The 18,023-nt window shown below is 65.3% G+C and carries 18 protein-coding genes; 9 read left to right on the top strand and 9 right to left on the bottom strand.

The window, feature by feature from the left end; translation table 11 throughout:
* Nucleotides 1-36 precede the first annotated feature (36 nt).
* Together NWI_RS13710 and NWI_RS13705 are read left to right on the top strand one after the other, a co-directional pair.
* Nucleotides 37-513, top strand: coding sequence for a glutathione peroxidase (locus NWI_RS13710; protein WP_011315842.1), 477 nt, complete (start codon nucleotides 37-39; stop codon nucleotides 511-513).
* Nucleotides 510-797 carry a DUF3297 family protein gene (locus tag NWI_RS13705; RefSeq protein ID WP_011315841.1) on the top strand — a complete coding sequence of 96 codons (288 nt, stop codon included), beginning with the start codon at nucleotides 510-512 and terminating at the stop codon, nucleotides 795-797. Before NWI_RS13710 ends, NWI_RS13705 begins: the two co-directional genes overlap by 4 nt.
* 140 nt (nucleotides 798-937) lie before the next feature.
* On the opposite strand, the gene NWI_RS13700 is transcribed toward NWI_RS13705, so the two are convergent.
* Together NWI_RS13700 and NWI_RS13695 are read right to left on the bottom strand one after the other, a co-directional pair.
* Nucleotides 938-1,126 (bottom strand): hypothetical protein, encoded by a 189-nt coding sequence (locus NWI_RS13700; protein WP_187147981.1) that lies wholly within the window; start codon nucleotides 1,124-1,126, stop codon nucleotides 938-940.
* A 65-nt stretch (nucleotides 1,127-1,191) separates the two neighbouring features.
* A complete protein-coding gene (locus NWI_RS13695) occupies nucleotides 1,192-1,689 on the bottom strand; it encodes a hypothetical protein (protein WP_011315839.1) in 498 nt (165 codons plus the stop codon).
* 440 nt (nucleotides 1,690-2,129) lie between these two features.
* Here NWI_RS13695 and NWI_RS13690 point away from each other — a divergent pair, with 440 nt between their 5' ends.
* On the top strand, nucleotides 2,130-2,483 hold the full coding sequence (locus tag NWI_RS13690) for a DMT family protein (RefSeq protein WP_011315838.1): 354 nt from the start codon (nucleotides 2,130-2,132) through the stop codon (nucleotides 2,481-2,483).
* A gap of 113 nt (nucleotides 2,484-2,596) precedes the next feature.
* On the opposite strand, the gene NWI_RS13685 is transcribed toward NWI_RS13690, so the two are convergent.
* A complete protein-coding gene (locus NWI_RS13685; protein ID WP_011315837.1) occupies nucleotides 2,597-3,502 on the bottom strand; it encodes a metallophosphoesterase family protein in 906 nt (301 codons plus the stop codon).
* Between the two features lie 226 nt (nucleotides 3,503-3,728).
* On the opposite strand from NWI_RS13685, the gene NWI_RS13675 reads away from it, so the two are divergent.
* Complete coding sequence (locus NWI_RS13675; protein ID WP_011315836.1) at nucleotides 3,729-4,217, top strand: NUDIX domain-containing protein; 489 nt, start codon at nucleotides 3,729-3,731, stop codon at nucleotides 4,215-4,217.
* A gap of 79 nt (nucleotides 4,218-4,296) precedes the next feature.
* Nucleotides 4,297-4,824: a GNAT family N-acetyltransferase gene (locus NWI_RS13670; RefSeq protein WP_041345654.1), complete on the top strand. Its 528-nt coding sequence runs from the start codon at nucleotides 4,297-4,299 to the stop codon at nucleotides 4,822-4,824.
* Between the two features lie 185 nt (nucleotides 4,825-5,009).
* Here NWI_RS13670 and NWI_RS13665 read toward each other — a convergent pair whose 3' ends face one another.
* The 6 genes from NWI_RS13665 to NWI_RS13640 all read right to left on the bottom strand — a co-directional run bounded on the left by NWI_RS13665 (nucleotide 5,010) and on the right by NWI_RS13640 (nucleotide 14,969).
* Nucleotides 5,010-7,409 (bottom strand): TonB-dependent receptor domain-containing protein, encoded by a 2,400-nt coding sequence (locus tag NWI_RS13665; protein WP_011315834.1) that lies wholly within the window; start codon nucleotides 7,407-7,409, stop codon nucleotides 5,010-5,012.
* 126 nt (nucleotides 7,410-7,535) lie between these two features.
* Complete coding sequence (locus NWI_RS13660; protein WP_011315833.1) at nucleotides 7,536-7,961, bottom strand: DUF2946 family protein; 426 nt, start codon at nucleotides 7,959-7,961, stop codon at nucleotides 7,536-7,538.
* A gap of 170 nt (nucleotides 7,962-8,131) precedes the next feature.
* Nucleotides 8,132-10,195, bottom strand: a complete 2,064-nt coding sequence (locus tag NWI_RS13655; RefSeq protein WP_011315832.1) for a membrane protein — start codon at nucleotides 10,193-10,195, stop codon at nucleotides 8,132-8,134.
* Nucleotides 10,196-10,204: 9 nt separating this feature from the next.
* Nucleotides 10,205-13,015: a DUF4159 domain-containing protein gene (locus tag NWI_RS13650; RefSeq protein WP_041345653.1), complete on the bottom strand. Its 2,811-nt coding sequence runs from the start codon at nucleotides 13,013-13,015 to the stop codon at nucleotides 10,205-10,207.
* On the bottom strand, nucleotides 13,015-13,956 hold the full coding sequence (locus NWI_RS13645; RefSeq protein WP_011315830.1) for a DUF58 domain-containing protein: 942 nt from the start codon (nucleotides 13,954-13,956) through the stop codon (nucleotides 13,015-13,017). The genes NWI_RS13650 and NWI_RS13645 overlap by 1 nt, the downstream gene beginning before the upstream one ends.
* Nucleotides 13,956-14,969, bottom strand: coding sequence for an AAA family ATPase (locus tag NWI_RS13640; RefSeq protein WP_011315829.1), 1,014 nt, complete (start codon nucleotides 14,967-14,969; stop codon nucleotides 13,956-13,958). Before NWI_RS13640 ends, NWI_RS13645 begins: the two co-directional genes overlap by 1 nt.
* A 246-nt stretch (nucleotides 14,970-15,215) precedes the next feature.
* Here NWI_RS13640 and NWI_RS13635 point away from each other — a divergent pair, with 246 nt between their 5' ends.
* Genes NWI_RS13635 through NWI_RS13620 form a run of 4 tightly spaced genes read left to right on the top strand, consistent with a single transcriptional unit; the run spans nucleotide 15,216 to nucleotide 18,008 of the window.
* On the top strand, nucleotides 15,216-15,821 hold the full coding sequence (locus NWI_RS13635; RefSeq protein WP_011315828.1) for a DUF1285 domain-containing protein: 606 nt from the start codon (nucleotides 15,216-15,218) through the stop codon (nucleotides 15,819-15,821).
* An 8-nt stretch (nucleotides 15,822-15,829) separates the two neighbouring features.
* The gene (locus NWI_RS13630) at nucleotides 15,830-16,495 is read left to right on the top strand and encodes a CoA pyrophosphatase (RefSeq protein WP_011315827.1); all 666 of its coding nucleotides are present in this window, start codon (nucleotides 15,830-15,832) and stop codon (nucleotides 16,493-16,495) included.
* Entirely contained in the window at nucleotides 16,492-16,755 is a 264-nt protein-coding gene (locus tag NWI_RS13625) for a DUF6111 family protein (RefSeq protein WP_011315826.1), read from the top strand. Before NWI_RS13630 ends, NWI_RS13625 begins: the two co-directional genes overlap by 4 nt.
* The gene (locus NWI_RS13620) at nucleotides 16,752-18,008 is read left to right on the top strand and encodes a CCA tRNA nucleotidyltransferase (RefSeq protein WP_011315825.1); all 1,257 of its coding nucleotides are present in this window, start codon (nucleotides 16,752-16,754) and stop codon (nucleotides 18,006-18,008) included. The genes NWI_RS13625 and NWI_RS13620 overlap by 4 nt, the downstream gene beginning before the upstream one ends.
* Nucleotides 18,009-18,023 lie beyond the last annotated feature (15 nt).

The following is an 18,023-nucleotide window of genomic DNA, read 5'->3' as shown; positions in this document are numbered from 1 at the left end:
GGGCGCTCGGTCGCTGCCTGATCGAAAGGTTGTTGAATGGCCAGCGTTTTTGATTTTTCCGCGAACGCGCTGGACGGCCAGCCTTGCGAGTTGAAGCAGTTTGAAGGTCGCGTCCTTCTGATCGTGAACACCGCGAGCGCTTGCGGGTTCACGCCGCAGTACAAGGATCTTGAAGAGTTGCACCGGACGATGAGCCCGCGCGGATTTTCCGTGCTGGGTTTTCCCTGCAATCAGTTCGGCAAGCAGGAGCCGGGCTCCGCCGCCGACATTCAGCAGTTCTGTGCCAGCAAGTATGACGTGACTTTTCCGATGTTCGAAAAGATAAATGTCAACGGTGCGGATGCGCATCCGTTGTTCAGGCATCTGAAAAGCGAGAAGCCGGGTTTGCTCGGCGAGTCGATCAAGTGGAATTTCACCAAGTTTCTCGTGGACCGGCAGGGGAGGGTGGCTGCCCGCCACGCTCCGACCACCAACCCCAAAAAACTGACGGAAGAAATCGAGGCCCTGCTTTGAACGACCAGACCGCGAAGGACCATTTGCCCGACCGTTTGTCCACCGATCCGCGCAGCGCATATTATAATGCCGAGCTTCTGTCGCGCGATATCGGCATCCGTTTCAAGGGCGTCGAGAAGAGCAACGTCGAGGAATATTGCGTCAGCGAAGGCTGGATACGTGTTGCCGCCGGCAATGCCAGGGATCGCCACGGCAATCCGCTGACGATCAAGCTCAGCGGCACGGTCGAACCCTATTTCCGGACCGGCGATCAAGCTTGGAGCGTTATCCGGCGAAGTGGATGACCTGTTCGTGTGAAGAAACGCGTCAGATCAAAACCATTAAACCTTGCTTCTGATGAGATCAGAAACGGAAAGCCTGGCGGGTTATCTGGGTGAACTCGACAAGCTCTGTTCTGTTCTTCGGAAACCGTCTGTAGTCGAGGTCAGGCCAACCGGCGCATTGAACGCGGACACTCGTAGCAGCTTCGAGGAAGCGCGTGCGGGTCAGTGAACGAGCCGCCTCTCGCCAGACGAAGGTTTGCTTCGAAACGAACGGTCGATGTTTCGACCATGCGCTGGTCGAAGCGCGCGATCATGCGCGGCTGGTCGCCCCGGATCGCGATGGCCGCCATCGGCGCGTCACTCAGGCCGCCGCCTGATGCGATCGCGTACGCAACGTTGGAGCCGGGACGCACCGTCAACATGCTGGCCATCGCCGGCGATACGCGACGCGGCTTCGGCTGTGCTCCCGGTTCGCGCCGGCGATCAGGGGCAGCCGCACGCGGCGCTCGGCGAAAGTGGCCTCGCGCGAGGACAGGGGCGCCAGATCGATGGCGATCACCGTCGGCGATGTGCGATGCGTGAGGAAAATAGCGGAGCCGGCCGATGCCGCCTCATCGACGATATCGTCTGTTCGAACGCCGCCGGCAACACGGCTGCGCGCCACGTCGACGATGACGGCCTCGGGCTCTCGTGCCGACCAGGCGACGAGATAGCGGCCGTCATCGCGGACGAACAGACCGTCGATGGCGATGCCGACCGGCACGGGGACGGCTCGGTCGAGATCATCGAGCCAGCGCAGCAGCACGTCCTGTCGCGGTCCGGCGGAAGCGATCACACCGTCGCCGGCCGCCACCGGTCCATTGAGGCTTCCCGCCGCGAGGCGGCGCTGTGCCGTGTCGCCGGCTGCGATCACGACCGCGACCCGTCCTTCGCCGCGGCGACAACGGTGTCGTTATTCGGCCGGGCGAGCGCAGCGATCCCGGAGGCATAGGGATCGCCCGCATCTGTCCTATCTAAAGCACATATCGGCGATGGGTTGGCTCTCGTCTTTCGCGCCGGCATCCCGAACCAAAAAATACCTGCCCCGGAAGCGCAAGGCCGCGGCGCATCTTTCAGTGATCGAGACGCGCGGCCTTCCGAGCGGGGTGCGGTTGCGGCGCGATGATTTTTTGCTTCGCTGATGTTGCGTATTGTCCGTCAGTCCGCGAGACAGGTTAAGGGGTTTCATCTTCGTTCCCTGAAACTCCGATGAATGGAAACCTTGGTAAGCTGGCGACCGATTTTCCTTGCATCCCGGATACGGGTTGCGAGCGGTCGGCGCCTTTCCCCGATCATTCCCGAAAGCCGAAAACCATGCCCATCGCGATTCCGTCGTGGCTCCTGCCGATCCTGATGCTGTTCTGCTCGAATGTTTTCATGACTTTCGCCTGGTACGGGCATCTGAAATTCAAGGAGAGCCCGCTTCCTCTGATTGTTCTGGCCAGTTGGGGAATAGCGTTCTTCGAATACTGGCTTGCGGTGCCGGCCAATCGCTGGGGCAGCGCGGTCTATTCCGCGGCCGAACTCAAAACCATTCAGGAAGTGATCACGCTTGTCGTTTTTGCCGGCTTCTCGGTGCTGTATCTGAAACAGCCGCTGGGCTGGAATCACGGCCTGGGCTTCGCGTTCGTTGCCCTCGGCGCGTTTTTCATTTTCCACAAATGGTGATCGCGCGATGGCTATAGCGTTTTCGAGCGAAGTGGAATCCGGTTCGCGTGAAGAAAACCCGTCAAAACATAAAGATAGAGTCGTTCACCGTTTCCATGAAACGTGAAAAGACTCTAGATGAGCTGTGTCCGCTGCAATTCGCTGACTTCCTTGCGCTCGATCGCTGCCTGATCGGCGAAGCCGCGCACCTGTTGCTCGCAGCGCCAGCCGTTCCCGTCCGGCGTGATCGAGAACAGGTTGTAGGCGGCGGGCGGATAATGCCGATGCGGCATCGCGGATGCCGACGGCACGCCGATGGCGGGAATGCGGCCCTGCGGTCCGTCGAACCACATGGTCGAATGGATATGATCATGGCCGTGCAGGATCAGGTTCACGCCGCGCCGCTTCAGAAGATCCAGCAGCGCGTCGGCATCCGTCAGCCGTTTGTACGAGTCTTTCGAAGACAGCGGGTGATGGATCAGCAGCACGCGAAAGTTCGGATCGCTCTCAAGCTGTGAGAGTCCGCGATCCAGCGCATCGAGCTGTTTGGGGCCGAGCCGGCCGGTGGCCATGAATGGACGCGTCGGAACCGACGAGGAAGCCCCGATCAGCGTCAGCGGTCCTCTGCGGCGCAGGAACGGAAATGAAAGCGGCGTCCCTTCGCCGGCGTTATCGCCGCGCATATAGTCTTCCCATTCGGAGATCTGTTTTTGCGTCGGGCGAACATAGGCGTCGTGGTTGCCGGGCACGAGGGTGACGTTGTGGGGAGCGCCGACCTGGCTTAGCCATGCGCGCGCTTGCGTGAACTCGTCCGGGAGGGCGAGATTGATGAGATCGCCGGTCACAGCGATATGGTCGGGTGATTGCGCCTTGATATCGGCGACCAGGGCATCCAGCACATCACGCCGATGGATGGCGTGCCGGCCACGCTTCCAGTTCAGATAGCCGATCGCGCGCTTGCCTGCGAGCTGATGCAGCCGCAGCGGCGGCAGCGGTCCAAGATGCGGATCGGACAGGTGCGCGAGCGTGAGTGCAGTCATCAGGCGCTGCCGGTCGGAGTGCTGGGGAAAAACACCGTCATACCGGTGACGGCGATCCGGTGCGTTGCCCGCCGCGATAGCGTGCCGCTTTCCCTGTCATGAAGCTGCTTCACTTTTACCTCGTATCCGGGAATATTCTGAGGTTTTGGCAAGAGCGCCGCTATGATGCAAGCGATCATGCGAAAGCAAGCGCTCGCTTCGCGCGGTGTCGGGGGCTTACGATATCATGAACTTTCACCGTTTGCGGCGCTTTGAGGAGTCCGCGCGGCGCCGGCTGTTTCACCTGTATTTTCGGTTCGCCCGCGGCATGACGCTCGGTGTGCGCGGCGTTGTGCTCGACGCCGATAACAGGGTCTTTCTGGTCAGGCACGGCTATGTGGCGGGCTGGCATTTGCCGGGCGGCGGCGTCGAGGTCGGCGAGGCGTCGCTTACGGCGCTGGAGCGCGAGCTCATGGAGGAAGGGCGAATCGAAATCTGCGGCGAACCGGTGTTGCACGGCATTTTTTTCAACAGCCATGTTTCGCGGCGGGATCACGTCACTGTCTATGTCGTCCGGGACTTCCGGCAGGATCGCAAGCCCGAACCAAACCGGGAGATCATCGATTGCGGTTTTTTCGCCGCCGATGCCCTGCCGGCCGACACCACGGCCGGCACGCGGCTGCGGATCGCGGAAGTTCTATATCACGAAGCGCCGGTGCCTACCTGGCGCGGGTGAGCGGACCGCCCGCAACTACCGGCTGTGATCAGTGGCGGGCGATGGACCGCGCCCCTGGCAGATGCTATCCGCCTTCCTCATGTCAGATCTGTCCCTTACCCTCCTGACCGAAACCGCCGGTGACGCGCAGGCCATCGAGCGTCTGCACGAACGCACTTTCGGTCCCGGCCGTTTCGTGCTCAGCGCTTACCGCCTGCGCGAGCATGTCGATCATCTGCTTGAACTTTCCCTGACCGCGCGCATCGGCACGCTGCTGGTCGGCTCGGTCCGGTTGTTGCCGGTCTGCATTGGCGACACGCCGGCGCTGCTCCTCGGTCCGCTGACGGTCGAGCCGCCGTTCCGTGGCCGGGGGATCGGGCACGCGCTGCTTGAGCGCGCGCTCGGAGACGCGAAAGCGAAAGGGCATCGTCTCGTCGTGCTTGTCGGCGATGAATCCTATTACGGTCGCGCCGGTTTCAGGATGATTCCGAAAGGACAGGCCGACATGCCGGGTCCGGTCGATCGGGCGCGGCTTTTGGTGTGTGAGCTGGCTGCTGGCGCGTTCGAGGGCGTATCCGGCATGATCCGGCCGGACTGGACGTTCGCGCGGGAGGCTGCGGGAAGTTGAGATCGATGCTTTTTGCTTTTGAGCGTTTTCAAGCGAAGTGGATGACCTATTCGCGTGAAGAAACGCGTCAAAACAACAATATAGAGCCTCGCTTCTTATTACATCAGAAGCGAAAAGGCTCTAGGCAATCCGCCGTTTGATGTTGCGGTGATGCCCGGCATAAGCCGGGCATCACCGGGACGGATTCAATACTTCACATTCGCGAACAGCCGCACGTTCAGCCCCGGCAGCAACACCTGGTCCTTATTGTAGGCGGCGGCGTTGCGGATCTGCTCGTTCAGCAGGTTGTCCCCGACGAGACCGACGGTCACCGCTTGTCCGCCCAGCCAGTGGTTTCCGGGCAGCATGGTCGTATAGCTGATCTCGGCCCGCAGCCGGTTGTAACCGGGGGTGGGCGTCTCGACATCGCTCACGTTGTTCTGCGCGAAGGCATGGAGCAGGTTGATGCGGGCGAGCCAGTTGGCGTCGCGGTAGAAGAAACCTCCGCCCAGGCGCTGCGGCGGAATCCGCGGCACGTTGGTGCCGTCCGTGAAAGTCGCGCGGACGATGTCGTACTGCCCCTCGATGCCGAACATGCCGTTCCACAACGGAATCGCGTCGTACTGAAACTGCAATTCGCCGCCGCGGAACGTGGCGTCACGCTGGCTGTAAACCGCCTGGTTGAGGTGGTGTCCGTGGCCGTGCGCGTCGTCGTGGCCGTGGTCGTCGTGATCATCATGATCGTGGTCGTCATGATCGTCGTGATCGTGATGATCGTGGGTGTGGCACGAGGCGAAGTCGTCGTCGCAGAATGCGCCGGTCAGGCGCCGGTAGATGAAGTTGTTGAAACGCGTGTAGTAGCCCGTCGCCTCGAAGCGGAGCGGGCCCTTGGCGCGCCGCAGACCCACTTCGACCGATTGCGCGGTCTCGATCTTCAGGTTCGGATTGCCGATGTCGAAAGTGGTGGTGGCGTGATGGATGCCGCGGGAGAACAGCTCCGCCGGCTTCGGCGCGCGCTGGACAAACTGGCCGGTGACGCTGGCGACAAGGTCACCCGGCAGATCCTGCAGCAGGCCGACGCTGGCGCTGGCCGGCGTGAAGGAGAGATCGCGCGCGATCGGCAGCTGCGCCGACCCGTCCGGCATGAAACTGGCCGGAAAGTCCGGCATCGTGCCGTTCAGCCACACATGCTCCACGCGACCGGCGATTTGCGCGCGCGTCGTGGGCGCGAGCTGAAACTCGTTGAAGATGTAGGTTCCGATCCGGGAGTTCGAGTTCGGCGCAAACAGTCCGTTGTAGAGCGCCCCCGCGTTCTCTGGACTGCTCGCCGTGAGATCCTGATGTCCGCCCTGAATGCCGATCGCGGTGGTGACGGGGATGGCACCGAGCATGTACGGCGCGAGCTGGACCTCGAGCCGGCCTTCCTGCGAGCGGTCGGTGAAGGTCTGATGGATGCCGTCGCTGGACAGATCGTGGGCGTCCTCCAGTCCGCGTTCGTGGTGCCTGTAGTCCACGGCGCCGAGCCAGATGCGGACGGCGTCGATCAGCGCGGAATCGGGGCGATATTCTCCCTTGACGGTCACGCGGTTCTGGCGGCCGTCGATACGCTCCTTGAAGTCGGCGCCGTGATCGCCGGGGATATGGTAGAGGACGTTGTTGTGAGCGATGGACGCGCCGATGAAGCCGCCGTCGAACAGGTATGACGCTCCGACGGATGCGCCCATGCTGCGGTTCGAGGTATTGGCCTGGTAGCGGCCGCCGGGAATCGCGTAGTCGTCGGCGCGGCGGCCATAAGCGTCGGCGTGAACCGCCACGTTGTCGGCGCCGGCGTCGATCAGCACGGCGCCTTCGAGACCGTTGTTGACGGATGAAAGCGCCGAGCGGGTCTCGGCATTGAGGCAGCCATTGGCGGTGACCGGAGGCTTGACCCCGAAACCGTAAGCCTGCCACGGCGTCGGACCGCACGGCATTTGCTCCGGTATGCGATTGTTGCTGGCGCTGACCACGCCGCCGATGGCCGTCGACCCGTAACGCAGCGCCGCCGGGCCGCGGATCACCTCGACCTGATTGGTCGAAAGCGGATCGATCGGCACGAAGTGGTCCTCGCCGAGATCGGAGGCCCCATTGCTTCCGATGCCGTTCTCCACGATGCCGACGCGATTGACGTCGAGGCCGCGGATGATGGGCCGGCTCGATGCGCCGGGTGCATAGGAGGAGCCGGTGATGCCGGGCTTGTCATTAAGCAGGTCGCCCAGCGTCGCGGCTCCGTTGCGGCGAATCTCTTCATTCGTCACCACGGTCACGGTCGCGAACTGGTCGGTCACGATGGGGAGCGTGCCCCGGAGATCGCTGGAAGCCGGCTGCGGTGCGCTGGCTATCTCGGGTGGCTGCGGCGCGGAAGGCCTTGTCGTGCCGCGGCGGGCTGTGCGCGCCGGTGTCGTTGGAGCCGGCCGTGCGTGGCGCACGATCGGACTGGGCGCGTTGACCACGATTCCGGGCAGGGCGGTCTGGGCGGAAACGTCATCGGGGATTCCCATGGCAAGGGCTGGAAGCGACATCGCGCCGAGGCGCGCCATCGCAAGAAAACGACTGGAAGAAAAGGGCATCTGGCTGGTCCTGACACGGCCGACGCTCCGCTCGCAGCGGTCGGGGGCCGTCGAAGTCGATAAGCAACTTGCGAAATTCGTCGGTCAAAGGCCCCGCGCGGCGCGGCGGCCCTTGCCGGATCGACGTCAGGACGAAGGAGGGGCGCGCGGCTGAAAGGCGACACGCCGCGATTCGAGGTGATTGAATTCGGCCGCGGCGGTCAGATAGAGGACATGATACGCGTCCTGGAGCGGCAGAACCGGAGGCACCGAGAACAGCACCGTCCGCGCGAGCGCAAGGACGGCGCAGACGGCGCAGTGATCGCTGTCCTGATCTGCGCCTGACGTCGGTTCGGCGGGTCGCGGGGCCGATGCATTTGCGGGATCACTGTCGTGGGTCGCGAGGGTCTTGTCGGTCCCGGTCCCGGCGGCGTCGCTGGCCTGCATCGCGATGGCGGGCGCCGCGAGCGCCACCGCGCCGTGATGATGGCCGAACGACAGCACAAACTGGATCGCGAGCGCGAGCAGCGCTAGCCGCGATCCATGTTTGATGTTCGATCGGAACCACTTCATTGCATCTGCCCTATGCCCTCGCGGGATCGTTCCGCAGCGGCTCGGATGTTATAATATAACGCCTGGGTTCCGGCCGGATGTCAACGGAGACATGCTTCGGCGGTCTGATTGAGGAACCGCCGGATCGGCACTGTGGGTTTTATGCAACGGAATGGCGCGACCGGATCGGTTCAGCGTCCTTCCCGAAGCCAGGTCGCGGCAAATGCGCCGAGCAGCAGCAACAGGCCGATCAGTCCGGTGAACACCGGCAGCACGCCGACGCCGCGGACCACGCTGGCGTCGCGCATCCGCACGCCCAGCCAGCCTTCGCCGCGAAACACGCTGGAGGCGTGCACCGGGACGATGCGTGGAATGTTGATGGCCGAGCCATCCGCGATCCGTCGGGCGTCGCCGCCGCTGGCCTGCGCGATCGGCCGGAGCCCTCCGACGGTTGAGGTGACCTCGGAAAACTCCTTCGGATTGGCGGGACCGACATTGATCAGGGCTTTCAGCGTGCCGTCGGTCGCCTGCCACAATCCGAGTTCGTCCGCCGCCAAGGCCGCCTTCCACAAGCCGGGCTCCGCGGCCTCCAGCGTCAGTTCGCGAGTCTTGCCGGAGGGCGAGGTGACGGTGACCGGAGCGACGGTGTCGGCCATGGTCTGGCGCTGCACGACGAGGTCCTTGCCCTGAACCGCGAGCCGCAGCGTTTCTTCCTCGAGCTCGGGCTGCTTCATCAGCCAGTGGGACATCCGCCGCAGCAGGTCGAGATGCGGGCCGCCGCCCTCAAAACCCCTTGCCCACAGCCAGATGTGATCCGACAGAAGCAGCGCCACCCGGCCTTCGTCATACCGCGACAGCAACAGCAAAGGCTGGCCGTCGGCTCCGGTCATGACCGGCGGCACCGCAACGTTGCGGGTGTCGACTTCGCGGAAAAATCGGCTCCAGCGCGGCGGATCGCTCGCGGAGCCTTCGAGCCCCCGCGTGACGGGATGGCGCTTGCCGGCTTCGCTGAGCCGGGCGTGGAACGGCTTTTCAGTGACGCCGACCGGCTCGGCCGGCAGCACGGCGTCCAGCGGCGTCCGCCAGATGCTGGTGGTCGAGGCGTAGTCCGGGCCGGCCGAAACCAGCACCGCGCCGCCCGCGCGCACGTAACGGGCGATGCTGTCGAAATAGGCGGTCGGCAACACGCCCTGGCGCGCGTAGCGGTCGAAGATGATGAGCTGAAATTCGTTGATCTTCTCCTGAAACAGCTCACGCGTCGGGAAAGCGATCAGCGACAGTTCGTGGATGGGCGTACCATCCTGCTTTTCGGGCGGACGCAGAATCGTGAAGTGCACCAGATCGACGCTCGGGTCCGACTTCAAGAGGTTGCGCCATGTACGCTCGCCCGAATGCGGCTCGCCCGATACCAGCAGCACCCGCAGCTTGTCGCGGACGCCGTCGATCGGCACCACGGCGCGATTGTTGACCAGCGTCAGTTCGTTCGCGAGCGGAGAGGCTTCGATCTCGATGATGTTCTGTCCGGCATGTTTGATGCCGACATCGACCTTCACGGTTTCCCCGCTCAGAACGCTACGCTCGCTGATGACGTCGCCGTCGCGGCGCACCACCACTTTCGCGAGTTCGCCGCTGACGCCCTGGTCGTCGAGCCGGTAGGTAACGGTCTGGCTCTGGCCGACGATGCCGAAACGTGGCGCGGCGACGATCGCGACGCGGCGGTCGCGTTCGTTCGTATGGCCGGTGATCAGGGCATGGACCGGCGCCTTGAATCCGAGCGCGGCGACGTTGTCCGGAATGTCGTGAACGCGCCCGTCGGTGATCAGGAAGGCCGCGGCGACGCGGTCGGTCGGCACATCGGACAGGGTCGAGGAAAGCGCCGAGAACAGCCGAGTGCCGTCGGTCTCGCCGTCCGCCTGGCCCGCATCGACGATGCGGACTTCAAGTCCCTTGACCTGCTTGAGGCGGTCGACAAGCGCGTCGCGCGCCTTCGCGGCCTGATCGGTACGGTCGCCGAAATTCTGGCTCGGGCTTTTGTCGACGATGACGGCGGCCACCGATGCCAGCGGTTCGCGCTCCTCTCGGGTGAACGACGGATTGGCGAGCGCGAGCAGGATCAGCGCCAGCGCCGCGACGCGCACCGCAGCGCCGCGCGCGCGGCCGACCAGAAGCAGCACCGTGATCACGACGATCGCGGCGAGCGCGCTCCACAGCACGATCGTGGGAACCAGCGGGGCGAAGGCGATGCCGTACTGCATGCCGCGGTCCTACTGTCCCAGCCGTTCGATCAGCGCAGGCGCATGAACCTGATCGGCCTTGTAGTTGCCGGTCAGCGTGTACATCACGATGTTGACCCCGGCGCGGAACGCGAATTCGCGCTGGCGCGGCTTGCCCGGAGAGAGCGGCAGCATTGGCTGGCCATCGGGACGCATGGCCCAGGCGCCCGCGAGATCGTTCGAGGTGATGATGATCGGCGAGACGCCGTCGCCGCCGCGTGCCGGCCGTGAAGCCGCTTCGTCATCCTCGCTGCGCGGCAGGGCCTCGACCCAGGTCTGGCCGGTGGTGAAGCGGCCCGGAAAGCCGTGCAGAAGATAGAACGTCTTGGCCAGCACATGCTCGTGCGGCACCGGCTCGAGTTCGGGAATGTCGAGCGACGCCAGGATGATGCGCAGTTGCTGCATTCCGGGCGTTTGGGATTCGCCGTCCGTCCCCGGCAGCGCGTCGATCGCGTCGCGGGTGTCGAACAGAATGGTGCCGCCCTGCTTCATGTAGGCGTCGATCCTGTCGAGCGCCTTTTGCGGCGGCTTCGGCGCGCCCGGCACCACCGGCCAGTAGATCAGCGGGAAGAACGCCAGTTCGTCGCGGGCCGGATCGACGCCGACCGGCTCGCCGGCTTCAAGCGCTGTGCGTTGCGCCAGGAACAATGTCAGTCCGCTCATTCCCGCCTTGACGATGGCGTCGACGCCGGCGTCGCCGGTCACGACATAGGCGAGCCGGGTCTGCGCCACGGCCTTCATCGCGAACGTGTCGCTTGCGGCGTCGGCGCGGGACGGCGAGGGCGCTATCGCGATCGCGGGCAGCGCGAGCGCGACCGCCAGCGCCGCGTGGGCCGCGCGTCGGCGCAGCAGCATGGCCAGGCCGCCGCCGAGCAGCGCCACGATGACGGCGTCGGCTAGAAACAATGCGAGCGCCGAGGACAGCAGGACGCCGCGCAGATCATGCGGCTCGGCATTGGTGAAACTCGCCCGCCGCGCCGTCAGGTTCGACGTGTCGAGCGGCACGATCCGGTCGGTGGCCGCCAGCGTGTTGACGGCGATCGGCGCGTCGACCGGGCCGTAGAATCCCGGTGGGTGCTCGATGGTGCCACGGCCGCGATCATCGACCGGCAGGGGTTTGACAGTGGCGGGCGGCGGCGTGAGAACGCCGAAACCATCGAGCGTCCGCAGCGGCGCGGCGGTTTCCGTCCGGGTGTTCGTGTCGATCCTGCCGATGTTCGCCGTGTAGCCGGAGGCATCGACGATCCGCCGCAGCATCTCGACGAAAGTGCCGGACATCGGCAGATCGGACCAGCGCATGTCGGCGCTGATGTGGAACAGTACCAGCAGGCCCTTGCCACGGCGCTCGCCGGTCACCAGCGGCGTGCCGTCGACCAGCGACGCCCAGCTCTTCGCCGCCAGCGTTGCATCCGGTTCGGCGAGCACCTGCCGGCTGACGGTCACGTCATTCGGCACCGGCAGGCCGGCGAACGGTCCGTCCTCGGCCAGGGCGGCGAGATGTTGCGGCTTTTCCCAGGTCAGGCTGCCGCCGAGGCTGCGGCCGCCGCGCCGCAATTTGACCGGGACCAGGCCGTCGTCCGCCTGCGCCAAACGCGGTCCCGCGAACCGCACCAGCACGCCGCCACGGCCGATCCAGTCGTCGATCCGATGGCGCAGTTCCGGTGACAGCGCCCCGACGTCGGCCATGACGATCATCGGCAGCTTCTGATCCAGAAACTGGGTGATGGCCTGCTGCGGGGCGCTCTTGTCGTCGAGCCGGACATCGGCGAACGGCGCCAGCGCGCGGCTCAAATAGAAGGTCGGCGCGAGCAGCGGCTGCGCCCTTTCGGCGCTCGATCCGCTGACCACGCCGATGGCGCGCCTTCGCCAGCGCTTGTCGAGCAATTGCACCGCGCCCGCCGACCGTTCCCCGGCGATCTCCAGCCGGGCGATATCGTTGCGCAACTCCAGCGGCAGGTCGAACGCGGCTTCGGTTTCGCGATCCTGAAGCGCGAACGCATATGGCGCTTCGCCGATCGGCGCGCCTTTCTGGTCGAGCGCCCGGACCATCCCGGAATCGGAGCCGTTCGCGGCGGCGCGCAGCACCTTCACGGTCATCCGGGCGGCCGCATTCTCCGCCGCGGTCAGCGCGCGGGCGGGCGGCGCGCCGCCCTCGACGACGGTCAGCGAACGATCGCCGATCACCTTGCGAAGTCCGTCGACGAATTCAACCCCGCGCCCGCTGTCGATGCCGTCGGACAGCCATGCGATGTCGCTGTCGCCCGTCGCTTTCAGGAAGCGTTCGAGCGCCGGCAGCGTTGCGACGCGTTCGACGGCGAAGGGTTTCGGCACGAGCTGGCGTAGCGCCACGCGCGCGGTTCCGGCCGGCATCAGCGTGATGTCGCGCGCCGGCTCCGACAACGGCACGATGGCGACGCCCCGCCGGTCGCCGTCGGCTTCAGTGATCAGCTCATCCGCCGCCTTGATCCGCGTCTCCCAGCTCGATGCCGCGCTCCAGCCATCGTCGAGCAGGATCGTCAGCGGCGCGGCGCCGCGGGCCGCGCCGGTTTTCGGATTCCACACCGGACCGGCGGCCGCGAGAATCACCAGCGCCGCCGCAGCAAGCCGCAAGGCCGTCAGCCACCACGGGGTGCGCGAGGGCGTTTCTTCCTTCGGCGCGATGTCGAACAGCAGCCGTGTCGGCGGAAAATCGATGCGGCGCGGGCGCGGCGGCATCACGCGAAGCAGCCACCATAGCAGCGGCAGGCTGAGCAGGCCGAGCAGCATCAGCGGTTGCAGGAATGACAGCGGAAGGGCCGGCATCATGCGGTGCGCTCCGCTCCGGCCGAGACGCCGCCGCTTCCCCGGCTCGCCATCATGCCGCTGTGGAGAAACAACAGCAGTTCGGCGGCGGACCGGTCGGTGGTGTGAGTCGAGAACAGCCAGTCGAGTGCTTTGGTCTCTGTGCGGATCTGGTCGCGGTGCAGCGCGACGCGCCTGACGTAGTCGCTGGCCCATCGTTCGGCTCGCCCGGCGGTGATGACCCGGCCGTCCTCGGGGTCGACGAATTCGACGCGTCCCGAATAGGGGAACGTCTCCTCGGCGGGATCGACGACCTGTAAGAGCGTGCCGTGCGCGCCTGAAGCCGACAGCCCGGCCAGCATGGTCCGGATATCGGCGACCGGCGACCAGAAGTCCGACAGCAGTACGATCTCCGACCGGGCCGATGGCACGAACGAGGGCGGCAGACTGGCGCGGGCGCGATCGTCATGAAGCATCGCCTGGGCGATCCTGTCGATGACGTCGCGGCTCGCGGTCGGATTGACCAGTCCGGGAACGCCGACGCGTTCACCGCCGGCAACCAGCAATTCGGCCAGTGCGAACGTCACGATCAGGGCGCGCTCGAGCTTGCTGTCGCGCGCATGTCGGGAGGCGAAGGCCATCGACGCCGAGCGGTCGGGCCAGATCCAGACGGTGTGCGCGGCCTCCCACTCGTGCTCGCGGACGTAGAGATGATCGTCGCGCGCGGAGCGGCGCCAGTCGACGTTCTGCGACGGCTCCCCGGACACGAATCGCCGGTATTGCCAGAAGCTTTCGCCGGGGCCAGGACGGCGGCGGCCATGCAGGCCATGAATGACGTTGGCGGCGATGCGCCGGGCTTCCAGCACCAGACGCGGCAGCGACGCCGCCAGCGTGCGGCTTTCACCATCGGCACGTCTGACGGCTTCGATTTCCTGCCTGACGTGCCCGGCGGCTGCGACCATCAACCGATCCGCGATTTAAGTTGTCTGATGACGTCGGCAATGGAGCGGCCTTCGGCGCGAGCCGAGAACGTCAGCGCCATGCGATGCTTGAGCACCGGCTCGGCGAGGTCTAGGACGTCGTCGATCGACGGTGCAAGGCGTCCGTCAAGCAGCGCGCGGGCGCGCACGGCCAGCATCAGCGACTGGCTGGCGCGCGGTCCCGGTCCCCACGCGATCAGCTTTCCGGTTTCGCCGCTCTCCGGGCCCGGACGCGCCGAGCGCACCAGGGACAGTATGGCTTCGACCACGCTGTCGCCGACCGGCAGCCGCCGCACCAGCCGCTGCGCGGCAAGAACGGCGTCGGCGTTCATCGCGGCTTTCGCGAGGGCCTCTCCGGCGCCGGTGGTCTCGAACAGGATGCGGCGTTCCGCGTCGCGATCCGGATAGCCGACATCGATCTCCATCAAAAAACGGTCGAGCTGCGCTTCCGGCAGCGGATAGGTGCCTTCCTGCTCCAGCGGATTCTGCGTCGCCAGCACATGAAAGGGTTTCGGCAGATCGTGGCGCACGCCGGCGACGGTGATGTGCTGCTCCTGCATCGCCTGCAAGAGTGCTGACTGCGTGCGCGGGCTGGCGCGGTTGATTTCATCCGCCATCAAAAGCTGTGCGAAGACCGGTCCGGGAATGAAGCGGAAGGATCGCTTGCCGATGCTGCTCTCGTCCAGCACCTCGGCGCCGAGGATATCCGACGGCATCAGGTCAGGCGTGAACTGGACGCGCTTGGCGTCGAGTCCGAGCGTGACGCCGAGCGTTTCGACGAGCTTGGTCTTGGCGAGGCCGGGAACGCCGATCAGGAGCGCGTGACCGCCGGAAAGGATGGTCACCAGCGTGTTCTCGATCACCCGGTCCTGACCGAAGATGACGTTGGAAATCGCGTCCCGCGCCGCGCGAATCTGCTCCGCGACCTGCTCTGCGGAGCGGACGATCACGTCCTCCAGTTTCTCAACGCCTTTGTCGGGGTCTGCGGCGGCCATCCGTCACTCCTTGCGCGTGGCCGCGCCATCCGCGCCGTCACGCCATGAACTGTTAAACATACGCGATCGCTGTGTATTCCTCGAATTAAACTATCCCCATGTGATCGTCTGTCATCGTCGGGGAGTTGACCTCCGGACGGGGAGTCACAATCGGGAGCCTAAGCGCCGGTTCCGGCATCCGGCCCGCGCCCATTGGTCTTGCGTCTGTTTTGTGCCAGAACAAGCGGGGCAACCTCAGGGTAAACCATGGCGAAGCAAGGGCAGCCGGAGAGCCGGACACTGGACGGGCTGATATCGGCCGCCCGTGACGCCGCCGGCCCGCCCGGCAAGGGTCTGCCGCCGGTGCATCTGTGGAACCCGCCGTTTTGCGGCGATCTGGATATGCGAATCGCCAGCGACGGCACCTGGTTCTACATGCGGACCCCGATCGGCCGTCCGGCATTGGTGCGGCTGTTCTCCACGATCCTGAAACGTGAAGGCGATAGCCACTTTCTGGTGACGCCGGTGGAGAAGGTTGGCATCAGCGTCGACGACGCGCCGTTTCTGGCCGTCGAGATGATCGAGGATCGGGATGCAGGCGGCCGTCTGCTGCACTTTCGCACCAACGTCGGCGACTGGGTGCCATGCGATTCCGGGCACTGGCTGCGTTTTGAGCCCTCGGCGGGCGGCGGATTGAAGCCTTATCTGCACGTTCGGGCCGGTCTCTGGGCCAAAGTGACGAGGGCGTTGTATTATGATCTTGTTGACATGGGCGCGCAACGGATGGTCGATAACAAGATGATGTTCGGCATCGAATCGGGAGGCGAGTTCTTTGCGATGGCGGATGCCGAGCAGGTGAGGGACGCAGGTTGAACGTGCCCATGGTGAGGACTGGCGCCGCCGCCACCACGATCGGCGCCGGGGAGTTTTTCGACCGCGCGCGGGAGCGGCTGCGTTTCGACATCCCGCCGGGGCTCACGGACGCCGGCATCGTTCCCTTGACCGGTGACGATGACAACGATGCAGTGCTCCGCACGATCGCTCTGGAAACGCCGATCCGGCCGGCGGCGGTGCTGATTCCGGTGATCGCGCGCGAACAGCCGACGGTGCTGCTGACGCAGCGTGCGGCGCATCTCAAGGAGCATGCCGGTCAGATCGCGTTTCCCGGCGGCAAGATCGACGCCACCGACGCCTCGCCGATCGACGCGGCGCTGCGGGAGGCGTGGGAAGAAGTCGGGCTGACCCGCGACTTCGTGGAGCCGATCGGGTATCTTGATCTTTACGGGACGAGTTTCGGCTTCCGCATCCTGCCGACACTGGCGCGGGTAAGGCCGGGATTTGATCTTCGCATCAATACGAATGAAGTGGACCACGCATTCGAGGTGCCGCTGTCGTTTCTGATGAACCCTCTCAATCACAAACTCGGCCGGAAGCAATTCCGCGGCAGAACGCGCTCGTTCTACGAGATGCCGTTCGCCGAGCGAAATATCTGGGGTGCGACTGCCGGGATCCTGCGCGTACTGTACGAGCGAGTCTATCTGAAATGATGCGTCCAATTCTAATGGAGCTCGGAATCTTCCTGATTCCGTTCGCCGTTTACGCGGCATATCTCATCGCCAACCGTGTGGATTTCATGATCGCCGCCTCATGGCCGGCGCATGTCGTCTTGAGGCTCTCGCTCGCGGCGCTGGTGCTGGTCGTCGTCAGTTTCATTCTGCTGGCGAATTTTTCCGGCGCGCCGCCGGATTCGACCTATATTCCGGCCCATATCGAGAACGGCAAGCTTGTGCCCGGAGCCGAGAGGTGAACGCGGCCCGCTCGCTATGCGATGCGGGCTGGCTGAAATCAGGTCCGGCGGTACGCGTTCTCTCGCTGCTCGGCGGAAACGGCGAGGAAGCGCGGGTCGTCGGCGGCGCCGTTCGCAACGCCTTGATGGGCCTGCCCGTCGTCGAGATCGACATCGCCACCACCGCGCCGCCCGAGGAAGTCATGCGCCGCGCGGCCGCGGCCCGCATCAGGAGCATTCCGACCGGGGTCGAGCACGGCACCGTTACGCTGGTCGTCGAGGGCAAGCCGGTCGAGGTCACGACGCTGCGCGAGGATGTTGAAACCTTCGGCCGCAAGGCCAGGGTTGCCTTCGGCCGGGATTGGGCGCGCGATGCCCAGCGTCGCGATTTCACCATCAACGGCCTGTCGGTCGATAGCGGCGGCACGGTGCACGATCATGTCGGCGGCCTCGACGACATCGCGGCCAGGCGGGTGCGCTTCATCGGCGATCCGGACCGTCGTATCGCAGAGGACTACCTGCGCATCCTCCGTTTTTTCCGGATCCACGCCGCCTATGGCGCGGGCGAGCCCGATCGCGATGGCTATCTCGCCTGCATTCGCGGCCGCGCCGGACTCGCCACGCTGTCGGCCGAACGCCTGCGGGCGGAGATTCTGAAGCTGCTTCTCGCCGATGGCGCCGTGGAAGCGGCGGTGGCGATGGAGGATGGCGGCTTGCTGCTGGCCGTTTTCGGCGGGGTGGCCTATCGCGGGCCGCTCGCGGCGATGATGGCGGCGGAATCCGCGCTCGAACTTGCGCCGGATCCGATCCGCCGGCTCGCGGCGCTTGCGGTGTCGGTGACCGAAGATGCGCGGCGGCTCGCGCAGCGCTTGCGGCTCTCCAATGCCGAGGCGAAACAATTGGACTCGATGGGACATCGCTGGTGGCGGCTCGGCAGCATGGACGAGGCGACCGCCCGCCGGCGGTTGTACCGCCTTGGCGCGACGCGCTTTCGTGACCGGCTGATGCAGGCCTGGTCGAAGGCGGGGCTCGGCGCCGATCCGGCTCCGTGGCTAAACGTCGCAACCCTGCCGCGGCGCTGGCAGCCGCCTGCCTTTCCTCTGAAGGCCGAGGATTTCATCGTTCGCGGAATCGCGGAAGGTCCTGCGCTCGGACACGTTCTGACGCTCGCGGAAGACGCCTGGCTCGCGGAGGATTTCCCGCTCGACTCCGCCCGGCTTTCGGCGATCGCCGATCAGACCGTCGCACGGTTCACGCGCGATCACCGGCTGTGAGCTGGGCGGAAATAC

Source organism: Nitrobacter winogradskyi Nb-255, from assembly GCF_000012725.1.
Lineage (GTDB): Bacteria > Pseudomonadota > Alphaproteobacteria > Rhizobiales > Xanthobacteraceae > Nitrobacter > Nitrobacter winogradskyi.
This window is presented reverse-complemented; position numbering and strand designations above follow the sequence as displayed.

Bases quoted from the DNA above. Each gene is read 5' to 3' on its own strand.
- NWI_RS13710 (WP_011315842.1), top strand. From the start codon at position 37: ATGGCCAGCGTTTTTGATTTTTCCGCGAACGCGCTGGACGGCCAGCCT.
- NWI_RS13700 (WP_187147981.1), bottom strand. From the start codon at position 1,126: ATGGCGGCCATCGCGATCCGGGGCGACCAGCCGCGCATGATCGCGCGC.
- NWI_RS13690 (WP_011315838.1), top strand. From the start codon at position 2,130: ATGCCCATCGCGATTCCGTCGTGGCTCCTGCCGATCCTGATGCTGTTC.
- NWI_RS13685 (WP_011315837.1), bottom strand. From the start codon at position 3,502: ATGACTGCACTCACGCTCGCGCACCTGTCCGATCCGCATCTTGGACCG.
- NWI_RS13675 (WP_011315836.1), top strand. From the start codon at position 3,729: ATGAACTTTCACCGTTTGCGGCGCTTTGAGGAGTCCGCGCGGCGCCGG.
- NWI_RS13670 (WP_041345654.1), top strand. From the start codon at position 4,297: ATGTCAGATCTGTCCCTTACCCTCCTGACCGAAACCGCCGGTGACGCG.
- NWI_RS13665 (WP_011315834.1), bottom strand. From the start codon at position 7,409: ATGCCCTTTTCTTCCAGTCGTTTTCTTGCGATGGCGCGCCTCGGCGCG.
- NWI_RS13660 (WP_011315833.1), bottom strand. From the start codon at position 7,961: ATGAAGTGGTTCCGATCGAACATCAAACATGGATCGCGGCTAGCGCTG.
- NWI_RS13655 (WP_011315832.1), bottom strand. From the start codon at position 10,195: ATGCAGTACGGCATCGCCTTCGCCCCGCTGGTTCCCACGATCGTGCTG.
- NWI_RS13650 (WP_041345653.1), bottom strand. From the start codon at position 13,015: ATGCCGGCCCTTCCGCTGTCATTCCTGCAACCGCTGATGCTGCTCGGC.
- NWI_RS13645 (WP_011315830.1), bottom strand. From the start codon at position 13,956: ATGGTCGCAGCCGCCGGGCACGTCAGGCAGGAAATCGAAGCCGTCAGA.
- NWI_RS13640 (WP_011315829.1), bottom strand. From the start codon at position 14,969: ATGGCCGCCGCAGACCCCGACAAAGGCGTTGAGAAACTGGAGGACGTG.
- NWI_RS13635 (WP_011315828.1), top strand. From the start codon at position 15,216: ATGGCGAAGCAAGGGCAGCCGGAGAGCCGGACACTGGACGGGCTGATA.
- NWI_RS13630 (WP_011315827.1), top strand. From the start codon at position 15,830: ATGGTGAGGACTGGCGCCGCCGCCACCACGATCGGCGCCGGGGAGTTT.
- NWI_RS13625 (WP_011315826.1), top strand. From the start codon at position 16,492: ATGATGCGTCCAATTCTAATGGAGCTCGGAATCTTCCTGATTCCGTTC.